The organism is Colwellia sp. BRX8-5 (genome assembly GCF_014077325.1).
Taxonomy (GTDB): Bacteria; Pseudomonadota; Gammaproteobacteria; order Enterobacterales; family Alteromonadaceae; genus Colwellia_A.
The window spans coordinates 159,982-186,955 of record NZ_JACGVR010000003.1; the positions used below are offsets into that span (position 1 = coordinate 159,982).

Genomic DNA, 26,974 nt, shown 5'->3' on the forward strand with positions numbered 1-26,974 from the left:
AGTAAAACTTACTTAAAGATTATTATAAAAATGCCGATTTAACGATCGGCATTTTTTTATGCCAATTTTAGCGTTATTACGCCAAATATCTATATGTCGTGTTGTTTATTGATCTTGATCGCAATATGTAGTGCTTTGGCTTTTGTCATTTATTTTTATAGGTAATATATACCAAAAATAAAATGATAAAGGAATGCTGATGACAAACGCTTTTTCACCAGGCTTAGCGACAAGTATTAAATTACAAGCCGCTTCAGTTGATATTTGGGATAAAAAATACCGCTTAAAAGACAAACATGGCCACCCGCAAGAGAATACTATTTCAGAAACATTTCATCGAGTAGCCTTAGCGCTCGCGGATATAGAAAATAAAGATAAGAAAAAGTGGTACGAGAAATTTGTTTGGGCGATGGAGTGTGGCGCCTATCCTGCGGGACGAATAATATCAAATGCAGGTGCCGAAAAATTTAAGCCCGCCACATCAACAATAAACTGTACGGTTTCAGGCACTATCGACGATTCAATGACGGGTATATTAACTGCGGTGCACCAAGCAGGCCTAACGTTAAAGGCGGGGTGTGGTATTGGTTATGAATTCTCAACTTTAAGACCCAGTGGTGCCTTTGTTGCTGGCGCCGGTGCCACAACTTCAGGTCCACTGTCGTTCATGGATATCTTTGATAAAATGTGTTTTACCATTAGTTCTGCCGGCGGGCGGCGTGGTGCGCAAATGGGGGTTTTTGATATCTCTCACCCTGATGTTAAACGTTTTATTTTAGCGAAGCGCGAGGATGGTCGGTTACGGCAATTTAATTTATCACTACTGATCAGTGATGAATTTATTGCTGCTGTAAAAAATCAACAAGACTGGTTACTCAATTTTCCTATTTCTCACCAAGAGTTACTTGCCGATGATATCGCTATCACCGATCGGGATAAAATACTCTTCAAAGAGAATTATTTTGATAACGCTTATATTAAAAAACATAATTATGTATTGAATCATGAAGGTAAAATCGCCTGTAAAATTTATAGCTCGATACCAGCTGTTAGGCTGTGGGATATGATAATGAGCAATACATTTAACTATGCTGAACCAGGTTTTTTACTCATTGACCATGCTAACGAAATGAATAACAACTGGTTTTGTGAAAAACTACGTGCAAGTAATCCCTGCGGCGAACAAATATTACCGCCCAACGGTGCTTGTCTGCTGGGTTCAGTAAATTTAGTTAAATTTGTTGAGCAACCTTTCACTTCTAGTGCGAAATTTAATTGGGATAAATACCGCGAAGTTATTAAAGTTTTTACCCGCATGCTCGACAACGTAGTAGAAATTAATGGCTTACCACTGCTTGAACAACAGCAAGAAATTCAAAGTAAGCGCCGTCATGGTATGGGGTACTTAGGATTAGGCTCAGCTCTGACATTATTAAAAATACCTTATAATAGTCCTGAAGCCTTGGCTTTTACAAACAAAGTATCAAAAGTTTTAGCGATAACGGGGTGGCAAGAAGCGTTAAATTTAGCAAAAGAAAAAGGTCCTGCGCCGATACTTGCACAAACGTTCGTGGTAACTCAGCAAATGCTAGTAAAACGCCCCGAAATGATAAAAGACGGCATAAAAGTGGCGGATAAAATAAAAGGTTCAGTTCTGCACGCAAAATACAGTCGTTATATGCAGCGTATCGCTGAAGAAAATCCTGAACTTGTCGAAGCGTTAGCTGAGGTTGGCGCCCGTTTTACACATCATTCTTCAATAGCACCCACAGGCACTTTAGCGCTCAGTCTAGGTAATAATGTATCTAATGGTATTGAACCAAGCTTTGCACATGAATATCACCGCAATATTATTCGTCAAGGTAAGAAATCAAAAGAATCCGTCGCTGTTTCAAGTTATGAACTGCTGGCATATCGTCATTTTATCAATAAAGATGCTTTGGCATATAGCGAAGATGACAATAAAAAGCTGCCTAACTATTTTGTATCTGCTGATGCCATCGCTCCTAAAGAACATGTTGATATTCAGTCTGCAGCACAATACTGGATAGACTCGTCTATTTCAAAAACAATTAATGTTCCAACTGATATCGATTATGAAAACTTCAAAGATATCTATTTGTATGCATACGACCAGGGCTTGAAAGGCTGTACGACTTTTCGTTTTAACCCAGAAGTCCATCAAGGCGTATTAGTAAAAGACGAAGAACTCGCTAATGTAACGTATCAGTTTACCTTAGCCGATGGCACTGAGATTTTAGCGAAAGGTAATGAAGAGGTGGTTTACGACGGCGAAACGCATACGGCTGCAAATCTTCATGACGCTTTAAAAGAAGGTTACTACGGTAAGCTCTAAAAGCCCTGGCAAAAAATAACGAGGAAACTAATAATGAGAGAAATTAATCAAGCGATCACTGCGGTTAAGGTGTTAGTTGCTGATCAGCTGCCTGTTAAAGAAAAAATAAAAGGCATCGCGGATAAACTCACCGAAAGTACAAAACGTCCTGAAATGTTAATTGGTTCTACTTATAAAATAAAACCGCCAGTATCAGACCATGCTCTTTATATTACTATTAATGATATTTTGCTCAATCAAGAAAGTGACCAAGAAACTCGCCGTCCTTTCGAAATTTTTGTCAATTCAAAAAATATGGAGTTTTATTCTTGGGTAGTGGCGCTAACACGGGTTATTTCAGCCGTATTTCGCAAGGGAGGTGACTGCACCTTTTTAGTCGAAGAGCTAAAAGCAGTATTTGACCCCAAAGGTGGCTATTACCAAAGAGGCACAGGTATATTTATGCCATCGGTGGTCGCTGATATTGGCCATGTTATTGAAACACATTTAAAGGCATTAGATATGTTGCCAAAAAGTGAAAGAGATAACCACCAACAAGCCTACATTGAGGAAAAGCGCCAAACAATAAAAGCTAAAGAGGGAAGTGAGCTATTAGCTTTTCCAACCACAGCAAGCCAATGTGTAAAATGTTATCAAAAGTCGGTAATCTCATTAGACAATTGCGCTACTTGCTTAAATTGCGGCGATTCAAAATGTGGTTAGTTACTAGCTAGCGATTGTATTCGTGATAAAAGTTTAAAAAAAGTGCAATTGATTGTGATTTATAGGTGATCTTAGTAGATAACTTCTGTATAATCCGCGCTCCCTGCGTTACAAATGCCTACTGTTTTTGACTTTTGTGAAAAGTAGTGGCGATGGACTCGATACTCGAAGGGGTAGAGCGTGGTCTTTTTAACCGGTGATGCTAATTCTTAGCATTCATCATTTAAAGTAACATAATAAATATTGGGTTTTTTAATGAAAACTTTTGTAGCAAAACCAGAAAGCGTACAACGCGAATGGTTCTTAGTGGACGCCGAAGATAAGACTTTAGGACGTATCGCTACTGAAATTGCAACCCGTTTACGCGGCAAGCATAAAGCAGAATATACTCCTCACGTAGATACTGGCGATTACATCGTTGTTATTAACGCTGAGAAAGTGAAAGTAACTGGTAATAAAGCGAAGGGTAAAATTTACTACTCGCATACAGAATTCCCAGGCGGTCTTAAGCAAATTAGTTTTGAAAAACTAATTGAAAAAGCTCCAGAGCGTGTTTTAGAATTCGCAGTTAAAGGTATGTTACCTAAAGGTCCTTTAGGTCGTGAAATGTTCCGTAAGCTTAAAGTTTACGCGGGCACTGAACATAAGCATACTGCACAACAACCACAACTTTTGGAGCTTTAAGCAATGGCTGATAATCAATATTACGGTACTGGTCGTCGCAAGAGCTCAACTGCTCGTGTGTTCATGAAAGCTGGTAACGGTGCAATTACAATTAACAAGCGTGACATTTCTGTATACTTTGGTCGTGAAACGGCTCGTATGGTTGTTCGTCAACCATTAGAATTAGTTGAAATGTTAGAAAAGTTTGACTTTAACATCACTGTTGTTGGTGGTGGTATTTCTGGTCAAGCTGGCGCAATTCGTCACGGTATTACTCGTGCATTAATGGAGTTCGATGAAACTTTACGTGGTTCTCTACGTGTAGCTGGTTTCGTAACTCGTGATGCTCGTAAAGTTGAACGTAAGAAAGTTGGTTTACACAAGGCTCGTAAAAAGCCACAATTTTCAAAACGTTAATATTTACCTTATACGTTTTCAAAAAACCGACTTTATGTCGGTTTTTTTATATCTGTCATTTAGAAAAATCAGCATCCGCAGTAAGGTAACTTCGTGGGCTGTTTATTATAAAAGTGACCTTAGGCGATAATAAATAATACAGTGCGAGTTCCAATAAAATGGTAAACTTTAAAGGATCAGTAATAAAAATAATATGCGGGAAAATAGTCGTATTATTGAGCTGTTTACTGAGCACTTTTTCGATGGTTAGCAATTACACTCAACTATATAAGCATTAAAATAATTTATCGGATAGCGAAAGAGAAACTATTCTTTTCTGCGCTTTTTTTGAATAATAATCTTTCGTATTTAGCTGTGTGTCTAAAGTGACAAAGTCAGTGAAATAAAGATATATAACTGATGTTTCGCTTATTTTTACTTGTAAAAAAGTGCTTATTTCTTTATTATCAGAAAAATTTTTTGTCGCAAGTTTGGGCAAACAATTGGAAAGTATTTCCTCTCGCAACTCACTGTAGCTGTGAGAATAATAATTCGAATTTGTTTGAAACAATGTTATTTGGAGATTTTGAATGAGCAATGCGCCCGTGAATAACGGCCGTCGACGCTTTTTAACTGCTGCTACTTCGGTAGTAGGTGGTGTTGGTGTTGTCGGTTTGGCTGTGCCTTTCATTGGTTCTTGGAACCCTAGTGCTAGAGCGAAAGCTGCAGGTGCTCCGGTTGAAGTCAATGTTAGTAAAATAGAACCAGGTCAATTAATCCGCGCTGAATGGCGAGGAAAACCTGTTTATGTGATCCGTAGAACTGAAGAAATATTATCAACTTTAGCGGCGCATGACGATCAATTGAAAGACCCAGGTTCAGAAGAGCCTCAACAACCTACTTATGCAACCAATGCATATCGTTCAATTAAGCCTGAGTTTATGGTTGCTTTAGGCGTGTGTACTCACTTAGGTTGTGCTCCTACTCATCACCAAGGCGATTTTGAAGAGTTTGTTGAAGGTGTAAAAGACGGTTTCTTTTGTCCTTGTCACGGTTCTAAATTCGATATGGCTGGTCGTGTTTTTCAAAGCGTTCCTGCACCAACAAACTTGGTGGTTCCTGAGCATTCATTCCCAACAGCAGACACCTTATTAATTGGTGTTAGCGCAGGAGAAGCATAATGTTAGCTAATTTAATGGCGTGGATTGACAAACGTTTACCGTTAACCGACGCGGTAAACAAGCATGCTGGTCAATACCCTGCACCTAAAAACTTTAATTTTTGGTATGTCTTTGGTGTTTTAGCGAGTGTCGTACTCGTCAATCAATTGTTAACGGGTGTTTGGTTAACAATGAGTTATGAGCCATCAGGTGAAGGTGCATTCGCTTCTGTAGAATACATCATGCGTGATGTTGATTACGGCTGGTTACTTCGCTATATGCATTCTACAGGCGCGTCAGCGTTCTTTGTTGTTGTTTATATGCATATGTTCCGTGGCATGATGTACGGTTCATACCAAAAGCCTCGTGAGTTACTTTGGATCTTCGGTATGTTGATCTTTTTAGTGCTTATGGCTGAAGCTTTCATGGGTTACTTATTACCTTGGGGTAATATGTCTTATTGGGGCGCGCAGGTTATTATTTCTCTGTTTGGTGCTATTCCAATTATAGGTGATGACTTAACACTCTGGATACGTGGTGACTACGTTATATCAGGTGCTACCTTAAACCGTTTCTTTGCTTTACACGTTATTGCAATGCCACTGGTTTTAGTTGTATTAGTTTTCTTACATATTCTTGCACTTCATGAAGTGGGTTCGAACAACCCTGAAGGCACAGATATTAAAAAACCTAAAGGTAGTGTGCCATTAGAAGAGCACAGTAAATTTACTTTCCATGAGCAATATACTAAAAAATACGATATCGTCGATGCGATCCCGTTCCACCCTTATTACACGGTTAAAGATTTAGTGGCGATCGTTATCTTCTTAATCATTTTCTCTTGGGTAATGTTTTTCAACCCTGAAGGCGGTGGCTACTTTATGGAAGCGCCGAATTTTGAACCTGCAAATGGTTTGAAAACACCAGAGCATATTGCACCGGTTTGGTATTTTGGTCCTTTCTATACCATCTTACGTGTTATCCCTGATAAGTTATTAGGGGCAGTTGGTATGTTTTCTGCGATCATTGTCTTATTCTTATTACCTTGGTTTGACCGTGGTACAGTGAAATCTATTAAATTCCGTTGTACTGCTCATACGGTTAACTTAGCGCAATTTGTTATTTGTTTTATTGCTTTGGGTATTTTAGGTACATTGCCATCAACACCGGTCTATAACTTAATTGGTACTATCGCTACGTTTGGTTATTTTGGTTTCTTTCTTGCCTTATGGGTATACAGTAAGAACGAAAAAACTAAGCCAGTTCCAGAGAGGGTTTCAGGATAATGAATAAATTTATTAGAGCTTTTACTTTTGGAATTTTTGCGCTTGTGCCTATGCTTACACTTGCTGCTAGCAGTGGTGTTCATTTAGACAAAGCCGGTAATGATTTAAGTGACAAAGAGTCACTTAAACGTGGTTTTCAATCTTACATTAATTATTGTTTAGGTTGTCACCAGTTACAGTACCAAAGATACAACCGTACTTTTGAGGATTTAGGTATTAGTGAAGCCGATGGTATTGCTAATTATATGTATACGGGTGAAAAAGTCGGTGATCATATTACTAATACTATGCCAGCAAAAGATGCGGCTAAATGGTTTGGTAATACACCACCTGATTTAACGCTAATGGCGCGTTTAAAACCAGGGCCTGATTATATTTATACCTACTTGCGTTCTTTTTACGTTGATCCTGAGCGTCCCTTTGGCGTTAATAACACTGTATTAAAAAATGCGGGTATGCCGCATGTTTTACAGGGTTTACAAGGTGTTCGTACGATGGACGAAAATGGTAAACTCAGTGAAGCAACGGGTGGTTCTATGACCGTTGAAGAGTACGATGCCTTTGCTCGTGATTTAGCCAATTTCTTAGAGTACACCGGTGAGCCAAGCAAGCTTAAGCGTGAAGCTATGGGATATTGGGTAATAGGTTTCTTATTTATTTTCCTTATTTTTGCTTACTTACTTAAAGTTGAATATTGGAAGGATGTACACTAACAATTATTGTTAATGTACAGCGTTTTATTTATGGGGGGCTTTGGCCCCCTTTGTTAGTTTTTTATTACAGATTTTTGGAGGCATTATGGCCGTAGCAGCAAACAAGCGTTCAGTGATGAATTTATATTCTCATGCTGATGATATGTATAGTCATCAAACACGCATCGTACTCGCTGAAAAAGGTGTTGGCGTTGATATTCACTTAGTTGATTTGGCTAACTTACCAGAAGATTTACTCGACTTAAATCCCTATGGCACAGTACCGACGTTAATTGATCGTGAATTAGCACTATACGAAGCATCAATTATTATTGAATACTTAGATGAGCGTTTTCCTCATCCACCATTAATGCCTGTTTATCCGGTATCACGTGGTCGTAGCCGTTTGATGATGCACCGTGTAGAACAAGATTGGTACAGTCTAGCAAAAATAATTATGAGTGGCCCAGCAGACGCTGCAAGCAAAGCTCGTCAAGAACTTAAAGAAAGTTTGTTAAGTGTAGCGCCAATTTTAAATGAAGCGCCTTACTTTATGAGTGAAGAATTCAGTTTAGTTGACTGTTACTTAGCACCACTACTATGGCGTTTACCTGCTTTAGGTATTGAACTTGATGGTGAAGGCTCTAAAGAATTTAAAGGTTACATGCTGAAGTTATTTGAACGTGAGTCATTTCAAGCATCGTTAACTGAAGAAGAACGTGAAATACGTTTAGGTATGTTTTAACCTTGATATCTCCAGAGATGACCTCTAACAAGCCTTATATAGTGAGAGCTTTTTATCAGTGGATTTCTGATAACGACCTTACACCATATATTGCTGTAGATACGAGTGTCTATGGTGTGTTAGTTCCAACAGCTTATGTGACTGATGGGCAAATTGTGCTCAACGTTTCAATGTCAGCCGTTGGCTCTATTTCTCTTGCTGATCATGCCATTGAAGTTAGCGCACGTTTTGGTGGTAAGCTTGAACAGCTGGTCGTGCCTTACGGTGCTATTAGTGCTATTTATGCAAAAGAGAATGGTGCAGGGACATCGCTTGCGATTGAACACCCTGAACCAGAACTTGATAAAGAAATAAGTCCAGTAAAGCCAGTAGGTTTATCTAGTGTCTCTTCAGATAAGAGCAGCACTGCAAAAACCAAGTCTGAAACGGGTTCAGCGAAAGGTAAGCCTAGCTTAAAAGTGATCAAGTAATTACTAAAGACACCATAATTTTTGTTGGTATATTAGCGGTTATGATGAAATTGTTTTAAATTTATTTCAGTCGTTATTATGACAAGCAGCAAATAATAAAAAAGCTTCACAAGTATTAACTTGTGAAGCTTTTTTTATGAGCGCTATGGTAAGTAACTTATCGTTAAATGTATTCAAATATTTTGAATACACGATTGACGCCGCTAACATTACGGGCTATCTCTACGGCTTCATTAGCTTGTGCTTGTGTTATTAAGCCCATTAAAAATACTTCGCCATTTTCAGTAACCACTTTAATATTAGTCGCATCGATGTTGTCACTGCCAAAAAGAGCCGCTTTAACCTTAGACGTTAACCAAACATCATTACTTCTGGTCGTAATAGAAGTGGTATTACTGATACGAATTTGATTATGTAGCTGAACAATTTGTTTAACTTCATTAATCGATTTTATCGCCAGATCGCGTAAATAGGTATTGGGCACTTGCCCGATAACTAAGACACTACCGTTAACACTGATCACTTGTAGATTAGTGTTGTCTTCGAGGGCTTGATGTTTGCCAAGCTTAGCATTGGCCTCAAATTCAATTTTTTGGTCGTCCAACTGTGTACCAATACTACGCTCATCGGTAGCAGCAGATGCTCCACCGACAATAGTAACAACAGCAGCAGCAACACACCCTTGCAAAAGTACAATACTTGCTAGGGTTATTAATAATTTTTTTCGCATCATATTAATTGGCATCTTGAGGAAATAAAGTCGTGTCAATAATATCGCATAAGCAATGTATTACCACTAAATGTACTTCTTGAATTCTAGCCGTACGTGAAGAAGGTACACGTATTTCTACATCGTTTTCGCCCAGTAAACCTGCAATATCACCACCATCACCGCCGGTTAATGCGATAATAGGAATGTCGCGAGATACTGCTGCTTCAATCGCTTTTATGACATTGCGAGAATTACCACTGGTTGAAATAGCGAGTAAAACGTCACCATTATTACCTAATGCTCGCACTTGTTTAGAAAATATTTCATCAAAGGAATAATCATTCCCGATAGAAGTAATCGTCGACGTGTCGGTTGTTAAGGCTATTGCCGGCAAAGGTGGTCGTTCAGTTTCATAGCGGTTTAATAACTCGGCTGAAAAGTGCTGTGCATCACCCGCTGAACCGCCGTTACCACAGGCAAGTATTTTATTACCAGCCAATAAGCTTTGCACCATTATCATACCAGCATGCTCAATAGGGCCAGCTAGTAATTCACTGGCGGCAATTTTGGTTTGGATACTTTCGGTAAAGTTGCTTTTGATCCGTTCTAACATAAATGAAATTAGCTCCGTTTATTGACTCTAAAAGGCGTTTTTTAGCCAGGTAATATCGAGATTGTTTATATTACCTTGTAAAGCAATAACATCAAATCGACAAGAAGTATTATATTCGTTTAAACCACATTGTTGCAGATAAATTGCAGCTGTTTTCCTAATTTTTTGCTGTTTTTTCGTTGATATTGCTGAAATAGCACCACCAAACGACATCGAAGCACGATATTTTACTTCGACAAAGACATAAGTGTCAGCATCTTTGACTATTATATCAATTTCACCTAACCGGCAGGTGTAGTTTTTTTCTTCAATAATTAAGCCTTGTGCCACCAAAAAATCTCCCGCGTACCTTTCGGTAATATCGCCAGTTTTTTTAGTCGTAACTGGCTTAGTCCATAGCAATTTCAGCGACCTCGCCATCTTGATATATGCCCCACAATAAGCTTCGCGTTAGGGTGTTATTACTGTTTAATTTTAATATACCGGTTTGACCATAATGACGAACATAAGGTTTTTGTTTCATTAGCGGCAGTTTATCGACTAAATATAGGCTGTCATAACCCATGGCAAAGATGCGTTGTAAAGAGTCAGTGCGACTTGGCCAAAGCGTTTTACTCAAATCAGCTAATTGAGCATTTTGTTGTTGGCTACTTAATAGCCAAGGCATTTCGGTAAATATAAGGTTACGAAGATCATTATGCTTACTTGAATCTTGTTTACTGCTATGACTGCGAGAGCTAGCATAAACCGGGATAATAGTAGCAAAAGGACTGGTATTAACATCAATGTACGGTTTTAGTAATTTTGTTTGTGCCGGTGAACCCACTAAGTAAAACATATCGATGTCACGGCGATTTCTTGGCTCTGAATCGATACTCTGTTTTACTCTTATTTTCAAATCCTTGATACGGGCTTGGCTACTATCAACCTCTAAGCTAGCCTTGAGTTGCTCTTGCATCATTTTGCCTTTTTCGAAATATACAACTTCAGGAGCATAGCCGTTAATCAGTTGCCATTGTTTGCTAAAGGCTCGGGCAATTCTTTTACTGGCGGTATCTCGGTGGCTGAGTATGACTGGTGAGCGATAATTTTTTCGACTCAATGTTGTTGCTGCTTGGTAAGCTTCGTCTTCTGGGCGCATCGACAGAATGAATTGCTCTGCGCTCCGTTGCTGAACTTTTGGGGTGTTAAGTAATAAGCTAGGTAGCAAAATTTCACCTTGGGCAAGGAACTTATCAACATTATTTTTAAGCAAAGGGCCAATAATAAAATGACTATCTAAGGCGATTAGCTGTTCATTTAATAAGGTCCAGTCAAGTGTATCAGCATCGATAAAGGTTAAGTTTTTATTGGGAATATTACTATAAGCGGCTAGGATCCCTTGCTGGGCAGCTTTTCCTGCAGACGCTTGTTTACCGGAAAGGGGTAAAATAATAGCAATATTTTCAATAAGTGCTTGTGGGCTTTGTTCTGTTCTTCTTAATGTTTCAATAATCGCTTGTGCGGGGTGCGCAGAAAAATCACCTTGCCACTGACTTAAGTAAGCATCAAAGCGGTTAATATCACCGCCAAATTTATGCGCGTAAGTTAATAGTTGTTGCCAACCTTTAATATAAGGCGGGTCAAGCTCTGCTAATTGGCTGACTTGCCAAGTAGACAGTAAACTTAATGCTTGCCATAGTTCATAAATATCATCAACGTCTGTATTTGAACTACTGGAAAACCATTGCAATTTAGCGTTGACCGCACTAATTTCTAATGCTCTACGCTGCTGTATATCAGCCAGTAAGAAGTAGTAGTTTTCGCGATGAATAGCGTTATTATCGGTTGAAATTTTATTAGCAACTTCAAGCTGCTTAAAGGCTAATTCAACCTCATTTAGCTTAAGTAAACTTTCTGCACTTACCAATGCTAGACGGTAATTGTCTTGTGAATTGTCAGTTAATGTTGTGAGTTGCTCAGATAACCATAGTGCTTGATTATAACTCTCCTCACCAATCAGTAATTCACTAGCATCAATAAGTGTGGCGATTGCTGTTTTTACTTCTTGTGTTTGTGCAGCCGACAGCAACTGTTGTGAGGTTATTTTATTATTGGCACTCGCTAATGGTTGATTTCGAGAGTCGATTGCGCCTTTATTGGCAGCAATATTTTTGGAAGTACCGCAACTTGTCAATAATGTCGTTGTTAGTAGAACGACAGAAAAGAGTGTAGTAATGCGATAAAAAGTGCTTTTTTTAGAAAACAAAAAATTAGTTTGGCTCACCAGCGATAAATCCGTACTTTATTAGTTAGCTTTATAATAAACTTCATCTTCATCAGTCTCAACTTAAGTATTCATTATGTCGTCAGTATTTGTAGAATCAGGCACGCTTTACATCGTCGCCACACCCATCGGAAATTTAACCGACATCAGTCAACGCGCACTTGATGTGTTAACTCATGTGGATATTATTGCCTGTGAAGATACTCGCCATACTCAAAGATTATTATCTGCTTATTCTATCAAAAACAAAACATTATCATTACATGACCATAATGAACGCCAACGTCAAGACTATGTAGCAACACTTTTACAAGAAGGCAAAAGCATTGCACTGGTTTCAGATGCCGGAACACCCTTAATCAGTGATCCTGGTTTTCATTTGGTTCGCCATTGCCGACAACTTAATTTACCTGTTTCTCCTATTCCGGGTGCTTGTGCAGCAATTGCTGCTCTATCTGTCGCGGGTTTACCCACAGATCGCTTTTCATTTGAAGGTTTTCTTCCTTCAAAATCAGGTGCTAGACAATCAACATTAGCAAACTTATTAGAAGAACCGCGCACTATGGTGTTCTATGATGCGCCACGTAGAGCAATTGATACCGTTGAAGATATTGTCAAAGTATTGGGTGGAGACCGTCAGGTGGTTATTTCTCGTGAGTTAACAAAAACGTTCGAGACCGTCCACTCAGATACTGCTGAAAACTTACTAGCTTGGTTAAAAGAAGATCCAAATCAGTTAAAAGGTGAAATGGTTTTAATCATAGAAGGCAAAAAAATTGACGCCAATGTGATACCCGCAAAAGCGATTGACACATTGAAGTTATTATTGGAAGAAATGAAACCTAAAAAAGCTTGTGCAATTACTGCTGAAATTTATGGTGTGAAGAAAAACGCTTTATATGAGATTGCCCTTTCAATGAAGGAAGACCAAGTTTAGGTCGTTTACTCTCACTAATACGCTTATTTTAAATAGTACGAGTAAATGATAATTAAATAAATATAAAAAGCCAGCTAATAATATAAGCTGGCTTTTTGCTAATCGCTCAAACGTACCGTCAAACTAGAACTGATAACTCACGTTAAAATCCATTGTACGACCTATGATATAACGGCCATTATCCAACAGACCAGAAGTTCCGCGCGGATCTGCTTCTGTTAAACCTTCTTCATCAGTAAGGTTGTTCACCGCTAATTGCATTTTAACTTCGTCAGTAAGGTTTAGAATGACACCAAAATCAATTTTCGTATAACCTTCTAATATTAGCGCATCAGTATTCTCTGGATCACTGAAACGGTCGTCTGCCGAAGAAACTGTACCGTATACTGTGCCGTACATGCCATTGTCAAACTCAAGATCGTAGCTTGGCGTGATACGTACCTGCCAGTTTGGTAATCTTTGTGCTTGATTACCGACATTATCAGGGTTGCTAGACTCTGTAAGCTCAGTTTTTTGAAGCGTCGCACCTACGGCAACAGAGAAGCCATTATCGGTGAAGAAATTAAAATCAATCTCTACTCCATAAGCTTCATTGGTCGTTACTTGTGCTGGTTGGCCTGGAATAGCAACGAAAGAATCACCAGTCACTTCGTTGAAAAAACCTGTAGCATAAAGGCTAAAGTTATCAGCTGAGTGTTTATAACCTAATTCATATTGAGCAACTTCTTGAACTTCAGTTTGACCTTCTCTTAAATTATCAAAGAAAGGCATTTTGCTACCGTCACTGATACGAGCAAAAATTCCTTGTTTCTCTGTAAACATCCAGTTTGCACCAACAGTCCATGAAGTACTTGACTCATCAAAAGAGGCTACCTGATCAATACTACCGTCTAAGCCCGTATCAAGCGTATATTCAATTTCATGATTTTCACGACGTACACCACTATCGATAGTTAAAACATCTGAAATTTCATAAGATGCAGCAGCATAAAATGCGGTAGTTTTGCCATCACCAATGCTATTGATGTCGTAACTCCAACTACAGTGGTCGGCATTGTCATTACAGTCAATACCTGTCAGGTTTTCGCCACCTTGTTCTACCACATGATAAGACTGATTACCTAATGACCACCAATCGGTAGATGAAAATGTAGAATTATAAAAACCACCCGTTACACTGCCTTTATCAAATGTTTTAGTTAAAGCAAAGTCGTTAGTAAATGCTTCTATTTCTTTGAGAACGACCCAACCACCAATCATTTGTACGTCGGTATCACCATTATATTGAGTACCAGTAACCACACCAATGGCCGATTCGCCATTATCAGCAACCGTTGATAACTTAACCGCTCCACCTTGTGGTACTAAGCCATAGGTATCAGCATCACCTTTGGTGTAAGAGAAACGATCAACAAGACCCCAACCATTATCAAGGGTTAAATCAATGCTACCGCCAGATACTGCGCCATTCCAGCCTCGGCCTTTACCAAAATCAAAAACTTTAGATTCTCCATCACCAAACTCAATTTCTTGCAGACGATTATTAGTGCCAATTTGCGTATAGTTATTGTCTACGCCATCAACAGTGATAGGTGCGGGTACATACCAAGTACCATGATCATCAGTTTGACGGGTATAAATATTAATTTTACCGTTGTCTAACTTTTTAGTAATGTTAATAGTAAATTGATTACCTTCTTCAGCATTAAAACCTGCGTCACGAGCGCCAGGTGAGCTTTTAATATAGCCACCAACCATGAAGTATAAATCATCAGCTAAGCGACCACTTATTACGCCATCTACACGTTGTAAGCCGTAATCGGATGTTGAATATTTAATTGAACCTTCAGTATATTCAGAGCCTTCTTTTAATAAAAAGTTAGTGGTTAAGCCTGGCTGACCATTTGATATTACTGGGTTTGTGCCGCCACGAAGTGCTTCCATAAATTCAATAGTATCGTCTAAGCGAAATATGCTTGAATTTTCTAGGAAACTAAGTGTTGGTGGTGGGAAAATAGGAGCGCCTTGCAGCTGAATTGTAAGGTATGGTGCGTCACTTGCACCTGGAAAGCCGCGAACAAATACATTGGCACCGGCAACGCCACCCGAGCTTTCAGCCCAAACACCAGGAATTGCTTTAAAAAGATCAGCGGTACTTTTAGGTGCTATTTTTATCATGTCGTCTTCAGAAAAAGAACTAACAGCAAAGCTTGCTTCTTCCTTAGCAACGCTTTTACCACTGAAAGTACCCGTAACAACAATTTTTTCGATATTAGCATTTTTATTTTTTGTTGATGTTTTCTCTGCCGCAAAGCTTGAACTCACTTGGCAGCTTAATGCGACAACTATCGCAATGGTAGATAGTTTGAAGTTAGTAGTCATGTATTTTTCCCTCTTATACCAATATTAGCAGTGCCATATCAGTTATTAGTTATATTTATTGATATTTCCTTCCCCATAATTAATATAAAGATGAATGCAAACGTTTGCAAGTTGTTTTTGCAAACGTTTGCATTGTTGTGCTTTCAATTGCAATACTAGCTAGATATGTAATACTTCCTCGGCATTTATATTTTATTAATTTTGGAAATAAACGGAATTGGCTAACGCAAACAAACTTACTTTGGCAGGGCTGGCTAAACTAGCAGGTGTATCAACGTCAACGGTATCAAGGGCTTTGAATGATAACCCTTTGATAAAAAAAGAAACACGTGAAAAATTACAAGCATTAGCGAGTGAACATAATTTTAGCTTAAATAGAGCTGCTAGCCGTTTACGCACGCAAAAAACCAATGTTGTCGCGGTAATTTTAAACTTAACTGACAATACCGATCAAAGTATTAGTGACCCTTTTTTACTCAAAGTGGTGGGCGATTTAAACCAAGCACTTAATCAAAGTGGCTATGAATTACTGTTGTCGAATTCTTTTATGGCAACACAAGATTGGGCTAATTACTTCATAGGAAGTAGTCGCGCTGATGGCATTATTGTTATTGGGCAAGGTAAAAGCACGGAAAAAATTGAAAAGGTGGCTGAATCTAATGCACCACTTGTTGTGTGGGGCGATCCAAAAGGGCACGCGAACTATGCCGTTGTCGGCAGTAATAATGAGCTAGGCGGATATTTAGCGACGGAACATTTAATAAATACCGGTTGCAAACGTATTTTGTTTCTTGGAGATCCTGAACATGCAGAAATGAGTGAACGCTATAAGGGCTATGGGCGTGCACTAAAAGAGTATGATATTAATATTAGTGATGAATTAACATTAGCGTGTGATATAACCAGTAAAGTGGCTTACGAAAGAATCGGCGATCTTGTTCTTGAAAAGGGGCTGTTTTTTGATGGCATTGTTGCATCAAGCGATATGGTGGCACTTGGAGCGTTGAAAGCGTTGAAAGAGCGTTATGTCAGTATTCCAAATGATGTTGGTATTGTAGGATTTGATGATATAGCGATGGCTGAGCTTTTTCACCCGTCACTTACCACGATTAAACAAAATACTAAATCGGCGGCTAAAATTATGGTGGAACAGTTATTAGTTCAGTTTAGTGGCGGAAAAGCAAAATCGGTTGTTATGGATATTGAGTTAATTGCACGAAACTCTACCCGCTCTATCTAATAATCGTTAAATCCTCTTATTATTAGCGCACGAATGCAAACGTTTGCATTCGTGCGCTTTTGATTATAGACTAAACTTAATTATCAAATAATGAGTTTATTTATGTCGCGTTTTATTACCATAAGTGCAATTGCTGCAAGCTATTTCGTTTTTGCTATTCTGCTTAATAGCGTAGGTACTGTCATTCTTCAGTCAATAAATAGCTTTGATATAAGCAAACCGCAAGCGAGTACATTAGAAGGTTTTAAAGATTTATCTATCGCGTTTGTTTCTTTTTTTGTGGCATCAGTTATTCCACGAATTGGATATAAAATTGCGCTGGCTGTAGGTTTAGCCATAGTTACCATCGCTTGTTTCTTAACGCCAGTTATTGGTAACTTTCTAGTGATCAAACTCCTATTCGCCTGTATAGGTGTTTCGTTTGCTTTAGTCAAAATATCAGTTTATTCCATTATTGGTCAGTTAACACATTCAGTAAAATCTCACTCTTCACTGCTTAACACCATAGAAGGTATTTTTATGCTCGGCAGTTTATCGGGCTATTGGTTATTCAGTTTTTATATTGATGGCAATTCGGCAGAGTCTACGCAATGGATGAATGTTTATTATGTGCTAGCCGTTATGTCTTTATTAACCTTAGTGTTAGTGAGCTTTTCTTCGATTAGCAAAGCTGAGCAGTCTTCGACATCGACAAGTATATTTAGTGACTTTGTTGAAATGATAAAAATGAGTTATCAGCCTTTGGTGCTTATCTTTGTCATCTCTATATTTCTTTATGTATTAATTGAACAAGGGATCGGCACTTGGCTACCTACGTTCAATAGTGAAGTCTTAGGTTTACCCACCAATATTAGTGTACAGATGACGAGTATCTTTGCCGCTGCATTAGCATTAGGTCGATTATTAGCTGGGCAAATTCTACGTTACCTAAATTGGTATACCTTTTTGAATATTTGTTTAGCAGGGATGGCATTAATTATTCTATTACTACTGCCATTAACACAAGACCCGACAACGGGTTTAGTCACCAGTGTTTTTGATGCTCCAGCCGTCGCTTATCTTCTCCCGTTAATTGGTTTAATGATGGCGCCTATTTATCCTGTACTCAATTCAGTGATGCTAAGTAGTTTAGCGCGTGCAAAGCACTCATCAATGACTGGACTCATTGTGGTATTTTCTGCACTCGGTGGTACTACAGGTTCTATTATTACCGGTTATTCTTTTGAAGCACTCGGTGGTCAACAAGCCTTTTATCTCTCGTTAATACCTATGGGACTTCTCGTCGCTAGTTTGTATTTTTTTAAAGTCGCAACTGCGAAGCATTCTGTTTAAAGAAATAACAACAAGGTTACCCCATGATGAATACCGAATTATTAAATCAACAAACTAAAGAAAGTTTACATTTTTTTGAAAGTGAATTATTCAAAGATGTGCAAATGAGTGGTTTGTTTGCCGACAGCAAAACTTTTACTGATGCTATTCCTAAAACTGCTTTTATGGAAATTTTACAGAAGTATAAAATTGAAAAAAAACATAAGTCTTCATTCAATTTAGAAGCTTTTATCACAGAGTGTTTTGATATTGTTGAGCATAAAGAAATACGTTCAGAAAACGTAAAAACGACTATCGCCGAACACATTGATTCACTATGGACCGCTTTAAAAAAGGAAGCTGATCCCAATGCTGTAGGCTCTTTGTTACCTCTGAAAAATCCTTATATAGTGCCAGGAGGTAGATTTAGAGAGATATATTACTGGGACAGCTACTTTACTGCATTAGGTTTGATTGAGTCAGGAAATATTGCTTTAGCTGAATCTATGTTGAGTAACTTCTTAGAATTACAATCAAACTATGGTTGTATTCCTAATGGTAATAGAAGTTATTATCTATCTCGCTCGCAGCCTCCTATTTTAGGCTTGTTAGTTGAGTTACTTTTGCCTTTTCAACAAAATAAACAGCAATTTATAACAACTCATATTAAAGCCATTGAAACAGAATATAAGTTCTGGATGCAAGGTAAGGCATTGGAGACAGATGAACAATTTGAGTCTAGACGAATCATTAAAATGCCCGACGGAAGTTTCTTGAATCGATATTGGGATGATAATGCTGCTCCTCGTGCCGAATCATATCGTGAAGACATTGAATTATGTCAGGAATTAATGCCTGAAGACCCTGAATCTTTCTATCGTAATATTCGTGCAGCATGCGAATCAGGATGGGATTTTAGCTCACGCTGGTTAGGTGATGAAAATTCATTAGCGTCTATTAGAACCACGCGCATTCTACCAGTTGACTTGAATTGCTTATTGTACAAGCAGGAAGAATTACTCGCTAAGTTCTATGAAATACTGGGGAATGAAGCGTCCAGCCTTGTTTATAAAGATTATGCGGCAACAAGAAAAGCAGCAATACAGCGTTATATGTGGTCAGAAAATGATGGTTTTTACATGGACTATGATCTAGATAAAAAATCTTATAGCTCAGTAAAATCATTAGCCGGAGTATTACCTTTGTTTGTTGAGTTAGCTGATGCGAAACAAGTTGACCAAGTTAGTAAGGTGATTGAAAATGAATTTTTACAGCGAGGCGGTTTAATCACGACTGCTATTGAAACAGGCCAGCAATGGGATTCACCAAATGGTTGGGCGCCATTACATTGGTTTGCTGTTCAAGGCCTAATTAAATATGAAAAACAATGCTTAGCACTAACCATTAAGAACCGTTGGCTTAATACGGTAGAGTCGTATTTTCAGCAAACAGGAAAAATAATGGAAAAATATAATGTATGTCAGCAAAGCCATAAAGCCGAAGGCGGAGAGTATGATGTACAAGAAGGTTTCGGTTGGACAAATGGTGTGCATGTCGCCTTTAGCGCTTTATTTTTAGTGAAAGAGACTAAGCTGTAGCCTAAAAATAGCTAATTATAGTAATTGGTAATAATAAAAGGTTACTTACATCAGTGCTCACAATCATTTTTTTTAGTCGTATTAATAAGCCTTGGCGTTTTTTTGTAATTAAGGTAAAATGCGCGCCGAGTTGACCAGACAATCGCTGCTTTATTCTTGTATCAGATGTGTAAACTGAAGATATAGGTATGAGGGGGAGGAAAGTCCGGGCTCCAATGAGCAGGGTGCCAGGTAACGCCTGGGCGGCGTGAGCCGACGACAAGTGCAGCAGAGAGAAGACCGCCGATGGTTGTTTCTAGGAACTTCACAGGTAAGGCTGAAAGGGTGCGGTAAGAGCGCACCGGATTGCTGGTAACAGTAATTGCAGGGTAAACTCCACCCGGAGCAAGACCAAATAGGGTTTCATATGGCGTGGCTCGCGTTGAAACCGGGTAGGTTGCTTGAGCCTTAGAGCGATTTAAGGCCTAGACGAATGATTGTCACTCTTTTTCGAAAGAGATACAAAACCCGGCTTATGTGGTCAACTCAACTATTCTAGTGACCGCTTGATTATTTTAATAATAATCAAGCGGTTTTCTAAAATCCTTTCATATCAATCTATACAATCCCAAATAATGTTATAGCGTTAGCTATAGGAGACTGAACGGCTTTCTATGCTGTTTAATTGACGCATTATCTTAGTCTTCGAAATACATAAATACCTAAAAATAAGCTAGTAATTGAACGTGTTGAAGTAACCTGTCTTTTTTGATTGTAATGTCATTGGTTGCCGGCTTAATTTTTGTTAATCTTATTCTTGCCTCTCACCGCTTGCTATAAATAGTATGGAGGCTAGAGTAAACAACATTAAGGTAATAGTTAACATGCCCAACCAAGCCATTTTGCGATGACCGACAAACGTAAAGAGCGGAAAGTACCTTCCGGAAGAATTGCTCGTCTCGCTAAGTTGGGCGGTTTGGCCTCAGCGGTTGCCGGTAATATTGTTAAAGGTGCGACAAAACAAATGCTCAGTGGACAACGTCCATCATTAACTGAGTCCTTACGTAATATTGACAACGCTATATCTATCACCAAGCGTTTAGCACATATGCGCGGCGCGGCGATGAAACTTGGTCAACTACTCTCCATGGATGCCGGTGAATTACTGCCTATCGAATGGGAACCTATTCTTTCAAGATTGCGCCAAGAAGCTGACCCTATGCCTAAGGCGCAACTACTGAAAACCTTGGCTGCGTCTTGGTCAAAAGACTGGCATCAACAATTTAGTTATTTTTCATTTACCCCCATCGCATCGGCAAGTATTGGTCAGGTTCATCGGGCAACACTAAAGGATGGTCGTCAGTTGGCGATTAAGGTCCAGTACCCGGGTGTTAGAGAAAGCATTGACAGTGATATTGATAACGTCATGAATTTATTAAAACTCAGTGGCGTTTTACCTAAACATATTGATTTGACTAGCGTGCTCGCTGAAGCAAAAGCACAGCTTAAAGCTGAAGCTAATTATTTGCAGGAGGCGGAATTTCTTAACACTTATCGTGAAAATCTGGGTAACGATCCTCGCTTTATTGTGCCCTTTGTTGTTGACGAGCTAACGGACAAAAATATACTGACGATGGAATATATCGAAGGTTCTCCCATCACTGATATTAGTAACATGAGTGCTGGTATTGTTGATTTAGTCTGTAGCCAATTAATGGATTTAACTTACCAAGAGCTATTTACGCATAAACTTATGCAAAGTGATCCCAACTTTGCTAATTTCTTGTATCAGAGCGATACACAAAAAATAGTGTTACTTGATTTTGGCGCTTGCCGGCAGCTCTCTCAACATACCTCAGTACATTATCTTGCTATGGCTGATGCAATGCAGCGTCAAGATAATAATGACATGCGTTCAGCCTTGTATTCGCTTGGTTTAGTTGACAATAACATGAGTGATACCGCGATAGATATTGTGCTAAAGACGTGTTTTGAAGCTAGTTATTGTTTACAAAGTAATACGGGCTACAACTTAAAAAAACAACAACTGATTAAGCGAATTAGAGAGGTTAGTATGCCATTAATTACCGATAAAACAGCGATAGCATCTCCGATATTTGAAGTTGCATTAGTCAATCGTAAAATTACCGGTATGATACTGCTAGCCAATAAGTTGGGGGCAACACTCGATTTTAAAAGCACACTTGCTCCTTATTTACTGGAAAGCGCAAAGCAATTAAACGATGAAACCTAACACAATCGATTTTCAAAACAGCAACTGCTGTTTTAGTCTTTTAAAAGTAAACTTTAGTAACCGCCTGAGCTATTTTTAAATCACTCAGCGGCTTTCTAAAGTTCTCTATTATTCAATGTTATTGATGATTTTATGGTTTACGACATACCTGCTGTTTGATTTGCCTTTTTGGTTAATAACTCGATCACTTTATTTCGTTCAGATAAAACGATTAACAGTGCTAAATCATTAGCTGACAGTTGATTAACAATCTGTTGCGCACCTTGATAAGGACCCTCTGAAAAATAGATGTTATCGGCAGACATACCACTTTCAATCGCTACTTTAGCTATTAAATTTGATATTTCGCCAAGCTCTCTTCCTCTTAAGTACTCGACAGTTTCGGCCGCAACCAATATATCAGGTTTCATTTTTAAGGCTGATTTTGTCATTTTAATAATATCGTCATTGCTGCGATCACCTGCATGACTAAGCATCAAAAACTTTCGTGATGCTGGTATATTGGCCATGGTCAGTGCCATGGCATTCATACCATGAACATTGTGGGCAAAATCCATAATAACCGAAGCGCCATTGAGTTTAAATTGGTTACCGCGGCCCGGATTATCGTCAACATTACTTGAAAAATTTTGCAAGGCAAGACCAATCACTGCGCTATCTATGTGTAAGCTCTTAGCTAAAGCGGTCGCCCCTAAGGCATTTTGAACATTATGTCGGGCAGCGCCGTTTAATGTCATAGGTATATCGTTAACGGCAACGATCATCGATTCAAGGCGCTCGCCAGTGCTGGTATTTTGCGTACAATAAAAAATTGCGCCGTCACGGATGAAACAAATAGCACCACCAATGGCTTTATGCTGTTGAAGTACTGGATTATTTTCATTTAATGAAAACCAACATTTATTAACGGTTAATGTTGGTGCAAGTGCTGTTAAATACGGATCATCAGCGTTGAGCACTAATACACCGCTAGTTAGCGCTTTTGCTACAACCGCTTTGGTTTGTGCAAGCCCTGCTACGGTATTGATACCATATTGCCCTAAATGGTCTTCAGCTATGTTGGTAATTAATGCAGCATCAACGTGATCTATGGGTAGGCCACGGCGCAATATTCCGCCGCGCGCGACTTCTAGAATGGCTGTTTCGGTTTCTGGATGTCGAAGTAACATTCGTGCACCACCGGGTCCTGAATAATCACCATAATCTATTATTTTTTCGCCAACACGAATAAAGTCAGTCGAGGTGACACCGCAACATTTATTAGACTGCTTAATAATTTCAGACATGATACGCACGGTGGTTGATTTTCCGTTAGTGCCAGTGACCAATGCAATAGGAATTGATTGGTATTGATGCCAATTGAGCTGCGTTGGATCTGGTAATGATGTCACTGGCCAGCGTTGACAGCTTTTACCGTAACCTAACGAAAATTCATCATCATCAACTAAATAATCGACATGATTATTTATGGCTAAATCTATTAAGTTAAGTAGAGCAGGGTTAGCCTCTTCGGCAATCATTTGTTTAAGACGAGTGACGGTTTTATCCATTTCTTGTTGATGAGTGTCACTTATACTGCCGGTTAAAATTTTGCTACACGCAAAATCCCATGCGGCTTCGTTGACATCGCAAGATGCATACAAGGCATCCATTGGCGCACTTATCGCAAGGCTTATGCCGTCTTCAAAAATACGATAACACGTAGATTCATCTTGCCAATCGACTGCTGCCAATAACTGATTAACGTAAATTAACCACTGATCAACGACTGTTTGCTTATCGATGCCTGAGACAAAAGCATCAATAATCGCGCCGGGTTTATTCCATAATAAGCTTTTGCCAGTAAGCCGTCGCTGGTCATCTAATGTTAAGGTTATAAGGTTATTCATGGCATACCAATTTGATTAAATTTATTCCCAACGCAGCGCTGTTAGGAAAGTGAGAAGAAGGTAAAGCTGTATCAATATAATTGTTCACTTTGAGACAGTTTTGTTAGGTCATTATTTGTATGACAAGCTCGATGATGATTTCAAAAACTAATACGCAGCTTTATTGGTTTAACAATAGGCTGCGTTAGTTTATGCCGCTAATTTATGCCGCTAGGTTAAGCTTATTCATCTTAAGTTAATGGCAAATAACTGCATTAACTTGGTTTTAATCACTTTCTTCTTCTATGGTTGAAACAATGCGAACGCCTCGATCATCCTTAACTAACTTCATGCCTGACTCTAGTATAAAGGGATCAGGTTCATCGGTGTTTAACATCGAAACAACGGTATGCACGGGTTTTGTTAATGTTTCTGCTGGATTATCTTCACTACCGTTAAAATTAATGATTTGCTTCCAACAACGGGTAATCGCATCACCAAAGACAATCACTAAATCATCTTTATTTGCCATCGACAAGGCTTTTTCAGTAGCTGTGACCTCGTCAGGTATCATCAAGATATTGTCTTCGCTGATACCTTGTGCTTTTAACGTTGCAGCTAACATTTGCGGCACTTCATCACTACCACGTCCACGAAGATTGTCATCGGCGCGACAGATATATAAATCAAAATGTCCAGCGGCTGCTTTGGCGATGTTTTCAATATCTTCATCACGGCGATCTCCCGGTGCGGCTAATACCGCAATACGCTTACCATTAACGTCTAATTTAGTCGCTAATTCGCTCATATGGCGAACACCATCGGCGTTGTGAGCATAATCTAAAATAACTCTAAAAGGATGTTCATCAAAGACGTTCATTCGCCCCGGTGCTTGATAGAAGGTGGTGTTGAACGTTCTTAATCCTTGTTGAATCGCATCAAGTGGTTTATCTAGAGAATAGGCGAGGGCAGCGGCAAACATCGCATTTTGTACGTTATGAGTGGCTTTACCTTCCAGTGTAGCAGGAATTAAATGTGTCCAAAGTAATGGGATATGCGCACCGTTATCAAAGATGGTGATCATTTCACCATTGATGCCCTTTTCAAGCACCACGGCACGTCCACCCGCGCGAATATGCTCCCTAACTAAACCATGTCCTGAATTCATAGTCACATAACATAAATGTTTTGCTTGAGTATGGTCGGCCATTTTTAAACAAAGTGGGTCGTCGGCATTAAGTATGACCGCGTCTTTGGCTACTTCAACGACAATACGTTTAATTTCAGCAAGTTGTTCTAGGGTATCAACACCTTTTAAGCCTAAATGATCGGGTTGAACATTAATGCAGGCGGCAACATTACTTTCTCTATAACCTAAACCTGAGCGAACGATGCCACCACGGGCAGTTTCAAGAACAGCAATATCAACCGAAGGATCTCTTAAGACAATTTGTGATGCAACGGGTCCGGTCATATCGCCTTTTACTGATAACAGACCATCAACGTACACACCATCAGTTGATGTCATACCTACAACATGTCCTGCTGTTTTTAAAATGTGCGAAAGCATTCGTGAAGTTGTTGTTTTACCGTTGGTACCTGTAATGCCGGCAATAGGGATACAAGTGGGTGTATTAGGTGGAAAGAGCATATCAATAACTTTGCCAGCAACATCACGAGGTTTGCCATGGCTTGGTGCAACATGCATACGAAAACCTGGCGCAGCATTGACTTCAACGATACCGCCGCCGATATCTTTATATGATTGAGTAATGTCAGAGGTCAGAAAATCAACACCGCCAACGTCAAGACCAACGGCTTTTATCGCTCGTTCAGCCATCACTTTATTGTCAGGGTGAACTACATCAGTCATGTCTATCGCGGTGCCGCCCGTTGATAAATTAGCGGTTGAACGTAAATAGAAAATTTCGCCTTCAGGTAATATGGTATCAACGCTATAGCCAGCTTCTTCAACTAAACGGGTTGCTTGTGAGTCCATTTCGAGTTGAGTGAGTACTTTTTCATGGCCAACACCCCGACGTGGGTCTTCATTTACAATATCGATTAATTGCATAATGGTGTGTTTATTGTCACCAACAACATGACCCGGTACGCGTTTTGCGACAGCAACAAGTTCGCCATTAACAACAAGCATTCGATGATCTAAACCGGTTAAAAATGACTCAACTAAAACAGCTCTACTGGTGCCTTGTTCGCGGGCAAAATCAAATGCTGTATTAATTTGCTCATCAGTGGTTAAATCGATAGAGACGCCACGGCCATGGTTAGCATTTAATGGTTTAAGTACAACCGGTAAGCCAATACGTTTTGCTGCTTTTATGGCATCTTTGGCAGAATAAACCATTTGTTGTCTAGGCACAGGTAAACCGAGATCATTTAATAAATTGTGGGTGTCTTCTTTATCACAAGATATTTCAACAGCAATATGATTCGTTTGGCTAGTAATGGTGGCTTGAATGCGCTGTTGGTATTTACCATGGCCAAATTGTACTAAGCTGTACTGATTTAACCGTAGCCATGGGATATGACGTTCTTCGGCTGCCGTTATTAAAGATTGAGTACTTGGACCAAATTCTTTGCGCTGTGCATAACGAATAAAGTTTGATAGCTCTTCTGCAAAATCGAAATCGGCTTCTAATTTTGTTTGTAGTTGTGCTTGAATATTTACTGGCATCACTGAGATAAGCAGGTTTCTGGCAAGTTCAGCAGCAGCTAATCCAACATCTCGTTGTTTGTACTGAAAGACCATGTCATATTGACCAACTTCGCCATTGCCTCTGGTTTTGCCAAAAGTAACTTCAGTACCGGCCATGCATTGCAGTTCTAAGGTTGCATGTTCCCATATGTGAGCTATCCAGGTACCTTCATCTTCTTGCAAGCGCCTAATAAAACCGCCAGATTCGCCGTATGAACAGCCATGCTCTTTTAAACCGGGTAAGGCTTCAATTAAGCCATCAATGAATTCTTTACCTAATTTTACCGAAGGGTATTGCTCTAATATGCCAACATCAACAGCGTGTCGAATAACAGGAAAATGGGCGTAAACATTAGGGCCAACATAAACATTACTTGTTAATATTTTCATTATATGTCCAAAAATCAGGTGATTAGAATTATTATTATGTGTACCTACAAGTTGAACCTTTTGTCGAAAACAGGGTGCAACAAAATATAATATGACAATTATTGGGAGGAATAAATCACGGTGATACTGAACTGACTATGTGCACAGGTTCTATTGATGTGCATATGTTGAGTTACAAACCGAGAAGTTTCAACGCATTACACTTAAGATCTTTATAAGATCGAATAGAAGTAAAAAA

The 26,974-nt window shown here is 39.1% G+C and carries 21 protein-coding genes and 1 other RNA gene; 15 read left to right on the top strand and 7 right to left on the bottom strand.

What is annotated here, in order from left to right; genetic code table 11:
• Positions 1-199: 199 nt before the first annotated feature.
• From H4J62_RS03525 to H4J62_RS03565, 9 genes are all read left to right on the top strand, one after another.
• Complete coding sequence (locus H4J62_RS03525) at positions 200-2,356, top strand: adenosylcobalamin-dependent ribonucleoside-diphosphate reductase (RefSeq protein ID WP_259364680.1); 2,157 nt, start codon at positions 200-202, stop codon at positions 2,354-2,356.
• 33 nt (positions 2,357-2,389) lie between these two features.
• Entirely contained in the window at positions 2,390-3,058 is a 669-nt protein-coding gene (locus tag H4J62_RS03530) for an NrdJb (RefSeq protein ID WP_182213687.1), read from the top strand.
• Between the two features lie 255 nt (positions 3,059-3,313).
• Positions 3,314-3,742 (top strand): 50S ribosomal protein L13, encoded by a 429-nt coding sequence (gene rplM / locus H4J62_RS03535; RefSeq protein ID WP_070375783.1) that lies wholly within the window; start codon positions 3,314-3,316, stop codon positions 3,740-3,742.
• Positions 3,743-3,745: 3 nt separating this feature from the next.
• Entirely contained in the window at positions 3,746-4,138 is a 393-nt protein-coding gene (rpsI, locus tag H4J62_RS03540) for a 30S ribosomal protein S9 (RefSeq protein WP_182169313.1), read from the top strand.
• A 569-nt stretch (positions 4,139-4,707) separates the two neighbouring features.
• Complete coding sequence (petA, locus tag H4J62_RS03545) at positions 4,708-5,298, top strand: ubiquinol-cytochrome c reductase iron-sulfur subunit (RefSeq protein ID WP_146799546.1); 591 nt, start codon at positions 4,708-4,710, stop codon at positions 5,296-5,298.
• On the top strand, positions 5,298-6,563 hold the full coding sequence (locus H4J62_RS03550; protein ID WP_146799547.1) for a cytochrome bc complex cytochrome b subunit: 1,266 nt from the start codon (positions 5,298-5,300) through the stop codon (positions 6,561-6,563). Before petA ends, H4J62_RS03550 begins: the two co-directional genes overlap by 1 nt.
• Positions 6,563-7,276 carry a cytochrome c1 gene (locus tag H4J62_RS03555; protein WP_182213685.1) on the top strand — a complete coding sequence of 238 codons (714 nt, stop codon included), beginning with the start codon at positions 6,563-6,565 and terminating at the stop codon, positions 7,274-7,276. The genes H4J62_RS03550 and H4J62_RS03555 overlap by 1 nt, the downstream gene beginning before the upstream one ends.
• Positions 7,277-7,361: 85 nt before the next feature.
• Complete coding sequence (sspA, locus tag H4J62_RS03560; RefSeq protein WP_070375788.1) at positions 7,362-8,000, top strand: stringent starvation protein SspA; 639 nt, start codon at positions 7,362-7,364, stop codon at positions 7,998-8,000.
• 17 nt (positions 8,001-8,017) lie between these two features.
• Complete coding sequence (locus H4J62_RS03565; protein ID WP_182213872.1) at positions 8,018-8,470, top strand: ClpXP protease specificity-enhancing factor; 453 nt, start codon at positions 8,018-8,020, stop codon at positions 8,468-8,470.
• Between the two features lie 163 nt (positions 8,471-8,633).
• Here H4J62_RS03565 and dolP read toward each other — a convergent pair whose 3' ends face one another.
• Genes dolP through H4J62_RS03585 form a run of 4 tightly spaced genes read right to left on the bottom strand, consistent with a single transcriptional unit; the run spans position 8,634 to position 12,061 of the window.
• Complete coding sequence (gene dolP, locus H4J62_RS03570; protein WP_182213870.1) at positions 8,634-9,200, bottom strand: division/outer membrane stress-associated lipid-binding lipoprotein; 567 nt, start codon at positions 9,198-9,200, stop codon at positions 8,634-8,636.
• Between the two features lie 4 nt (positions 9,201-9,204).
• Positions 9,205-9,795 carry a phosphoheptose isomerase gene (locus tag H4J62_RS03575; RefSeq protein ID WP_070375790.1) on the bottom strand — a complete coding sequence of 197 codons (591 nt, stop codon included), beginning with the start codon at positions 9,793-9,795 and terminating at the stop codon, positions 9,205-9,207.
• 27 nt (positions 9,796-9,822) lie between these two features.
• Positions 9,823-10,215, bottom strand: a complete 393-nt coding sequence (locus H4J62_RS03580; RefSeq protein ID WP_182213684.1) for a YraN family protein — start codon at positions 10,213-10,215, stop codon at positions 9,823-9,825.
• Positions 10,184-12,061: a penicillin-binding protein activator gene (locus H4J62_RS03585; protein ID WP_182213682.1), complete on the bottom strand. Its 1,878-nt coding sequence runs from the start codon at positions 12,059-12,061 to the stop codon at positions 10,184-10,186. The genes H4J62_RS03580 and H4J62_RS03585 overlap by 32 nt, the downstream gene beginning before the upstream one ends.
• A gap of 76 nt (positions 12,062-12,137) precedes the next feature.
• On the opposite strand from H4J62_RS03585, the gene rsmI reads away from it, so the two are divergent.
• Positions 12,138-12,998: a 16S rRNA (cytidine(1402)-2'-O)-methyltransferase gene (rsmI, locus tag H4J62_RS03590; RefSeq protein WP_182213680.1), complete on the top strand. Its 861-nt coding sequence runs from the start codon at positions 12,138-12,140 to the stop codon at positions 12,996-12,998.
• 123 nt (positions 12,999-13,121) lie between these two features.
• On the opposite strand, the gene H4J62_RS03595 is transcribed toward rsmI, so the two are convergent.
• Positions 13,122-15,380 (bottom strand): TonB-dependent receptor, encoded by a 2,259-nt coding sequence (locus H4J62_RS03595; RefSeq protein WP_182213679.1) that lies wholly within the window; start codon positions 15,378-15,380, stop codon positions 13,122-13,124.
• Between the two features lie 217 nt (positions 15,381-15,597).
• Here H4J62_RS03595 and H4J62_RS03600 point away from each other — a divergent pair, with 217 nt between their 5' ends.
• From H4J62_RS03600 to H4J62_RS03620, 5 genes are all read left to right on the top strand, one after another.
• Positions 15,598-16,620 carry a LacI family DNA-binding transcriptional regulator gene (locus H4J62_RS03600; RefSeq protein WP_182213678.1) on the top strand — a complete coding sequence of 341 codons (1,023 nt, stop codon included), beginning with the start codon at positions 15,598-15,600 and terminating at the stop codon, positions 16,618-16,620.
• Positions 16,621-16,722: 102 nt separating this feature from the next.
• Positions 16,723-17,952, top strand: a complete 1,230-nt coding sequence (locus H4J62_RS03605; RefSeq protein ID WP_182213677.1) for a sugar MFS transporter — start codon at positions 16,723-16,725, stop codon at positions 17,950-17,952.
• 23 nt (positions 17,953-17,975) lie between these two features.
• Complete coding sequence (gene treF / locus H4J62_RS03610) at positions 17,976-19,529, top strand: alpha,alpha-trehalase TreF (RefSeq protein WP_259364717.1); 1,554 nt, start codon at positions 17,976-17,978, stop codon at positions 19,527-19,529.
• 126 nt (positions 19,530-19,655) lie between these two features.
• Positions 19,656-20,061, top strand: an RNA gene (gene rnpB, locus H4J62_RS03615) — RNase P RNA component class A.
• 354 nt (positions 20,062-20,415) lie between these two features.
• Positions 20,416-21,762: an AarF/ABC1/UbiB kinase family protein gene (locus tag H4J62_RS03620; RefSeq protein ID WP_182213676.1), complete on the top strand. Its 1,347-nt coding sequence runs from the start codon at positions 20,416-20,418 to the stop codon at positions 21,760-21,762.
• A 137-nt stretch (positions 21,763-21,899) separates the two neighbouring features.
• Here the strand turns inward: H4J62_RS03620 and H4J62_RS03625 are convergent, their stop codons facing one another.
• On the bottom strand, positions 21,900-23,651 hold the full coding sequence (locus tag H4J62_RS03625; RefSeq protein WP_182213674.1) for a Mur ligase family protein: 1,752 nt from the start codon (positions 23,649-23,651) through the stop codon (positions 21,900-21,902).
• A gap of 265 nt (positions 23,652-23,916) precedes the next feature.
• Complete coding sequence (cphA, locus tag H4J62_RS03630; protein ID WP_182213673.1) at positions 23,917-26,736, bottom strand: cyanophycin synthetase; 2,820 nt, start codon at positions 26,734-26,736, stop codon at positions 23,917-23,919.
• Between the last annotated feature and the right edge of the window lie 238 nt (positions 26,737-26,974).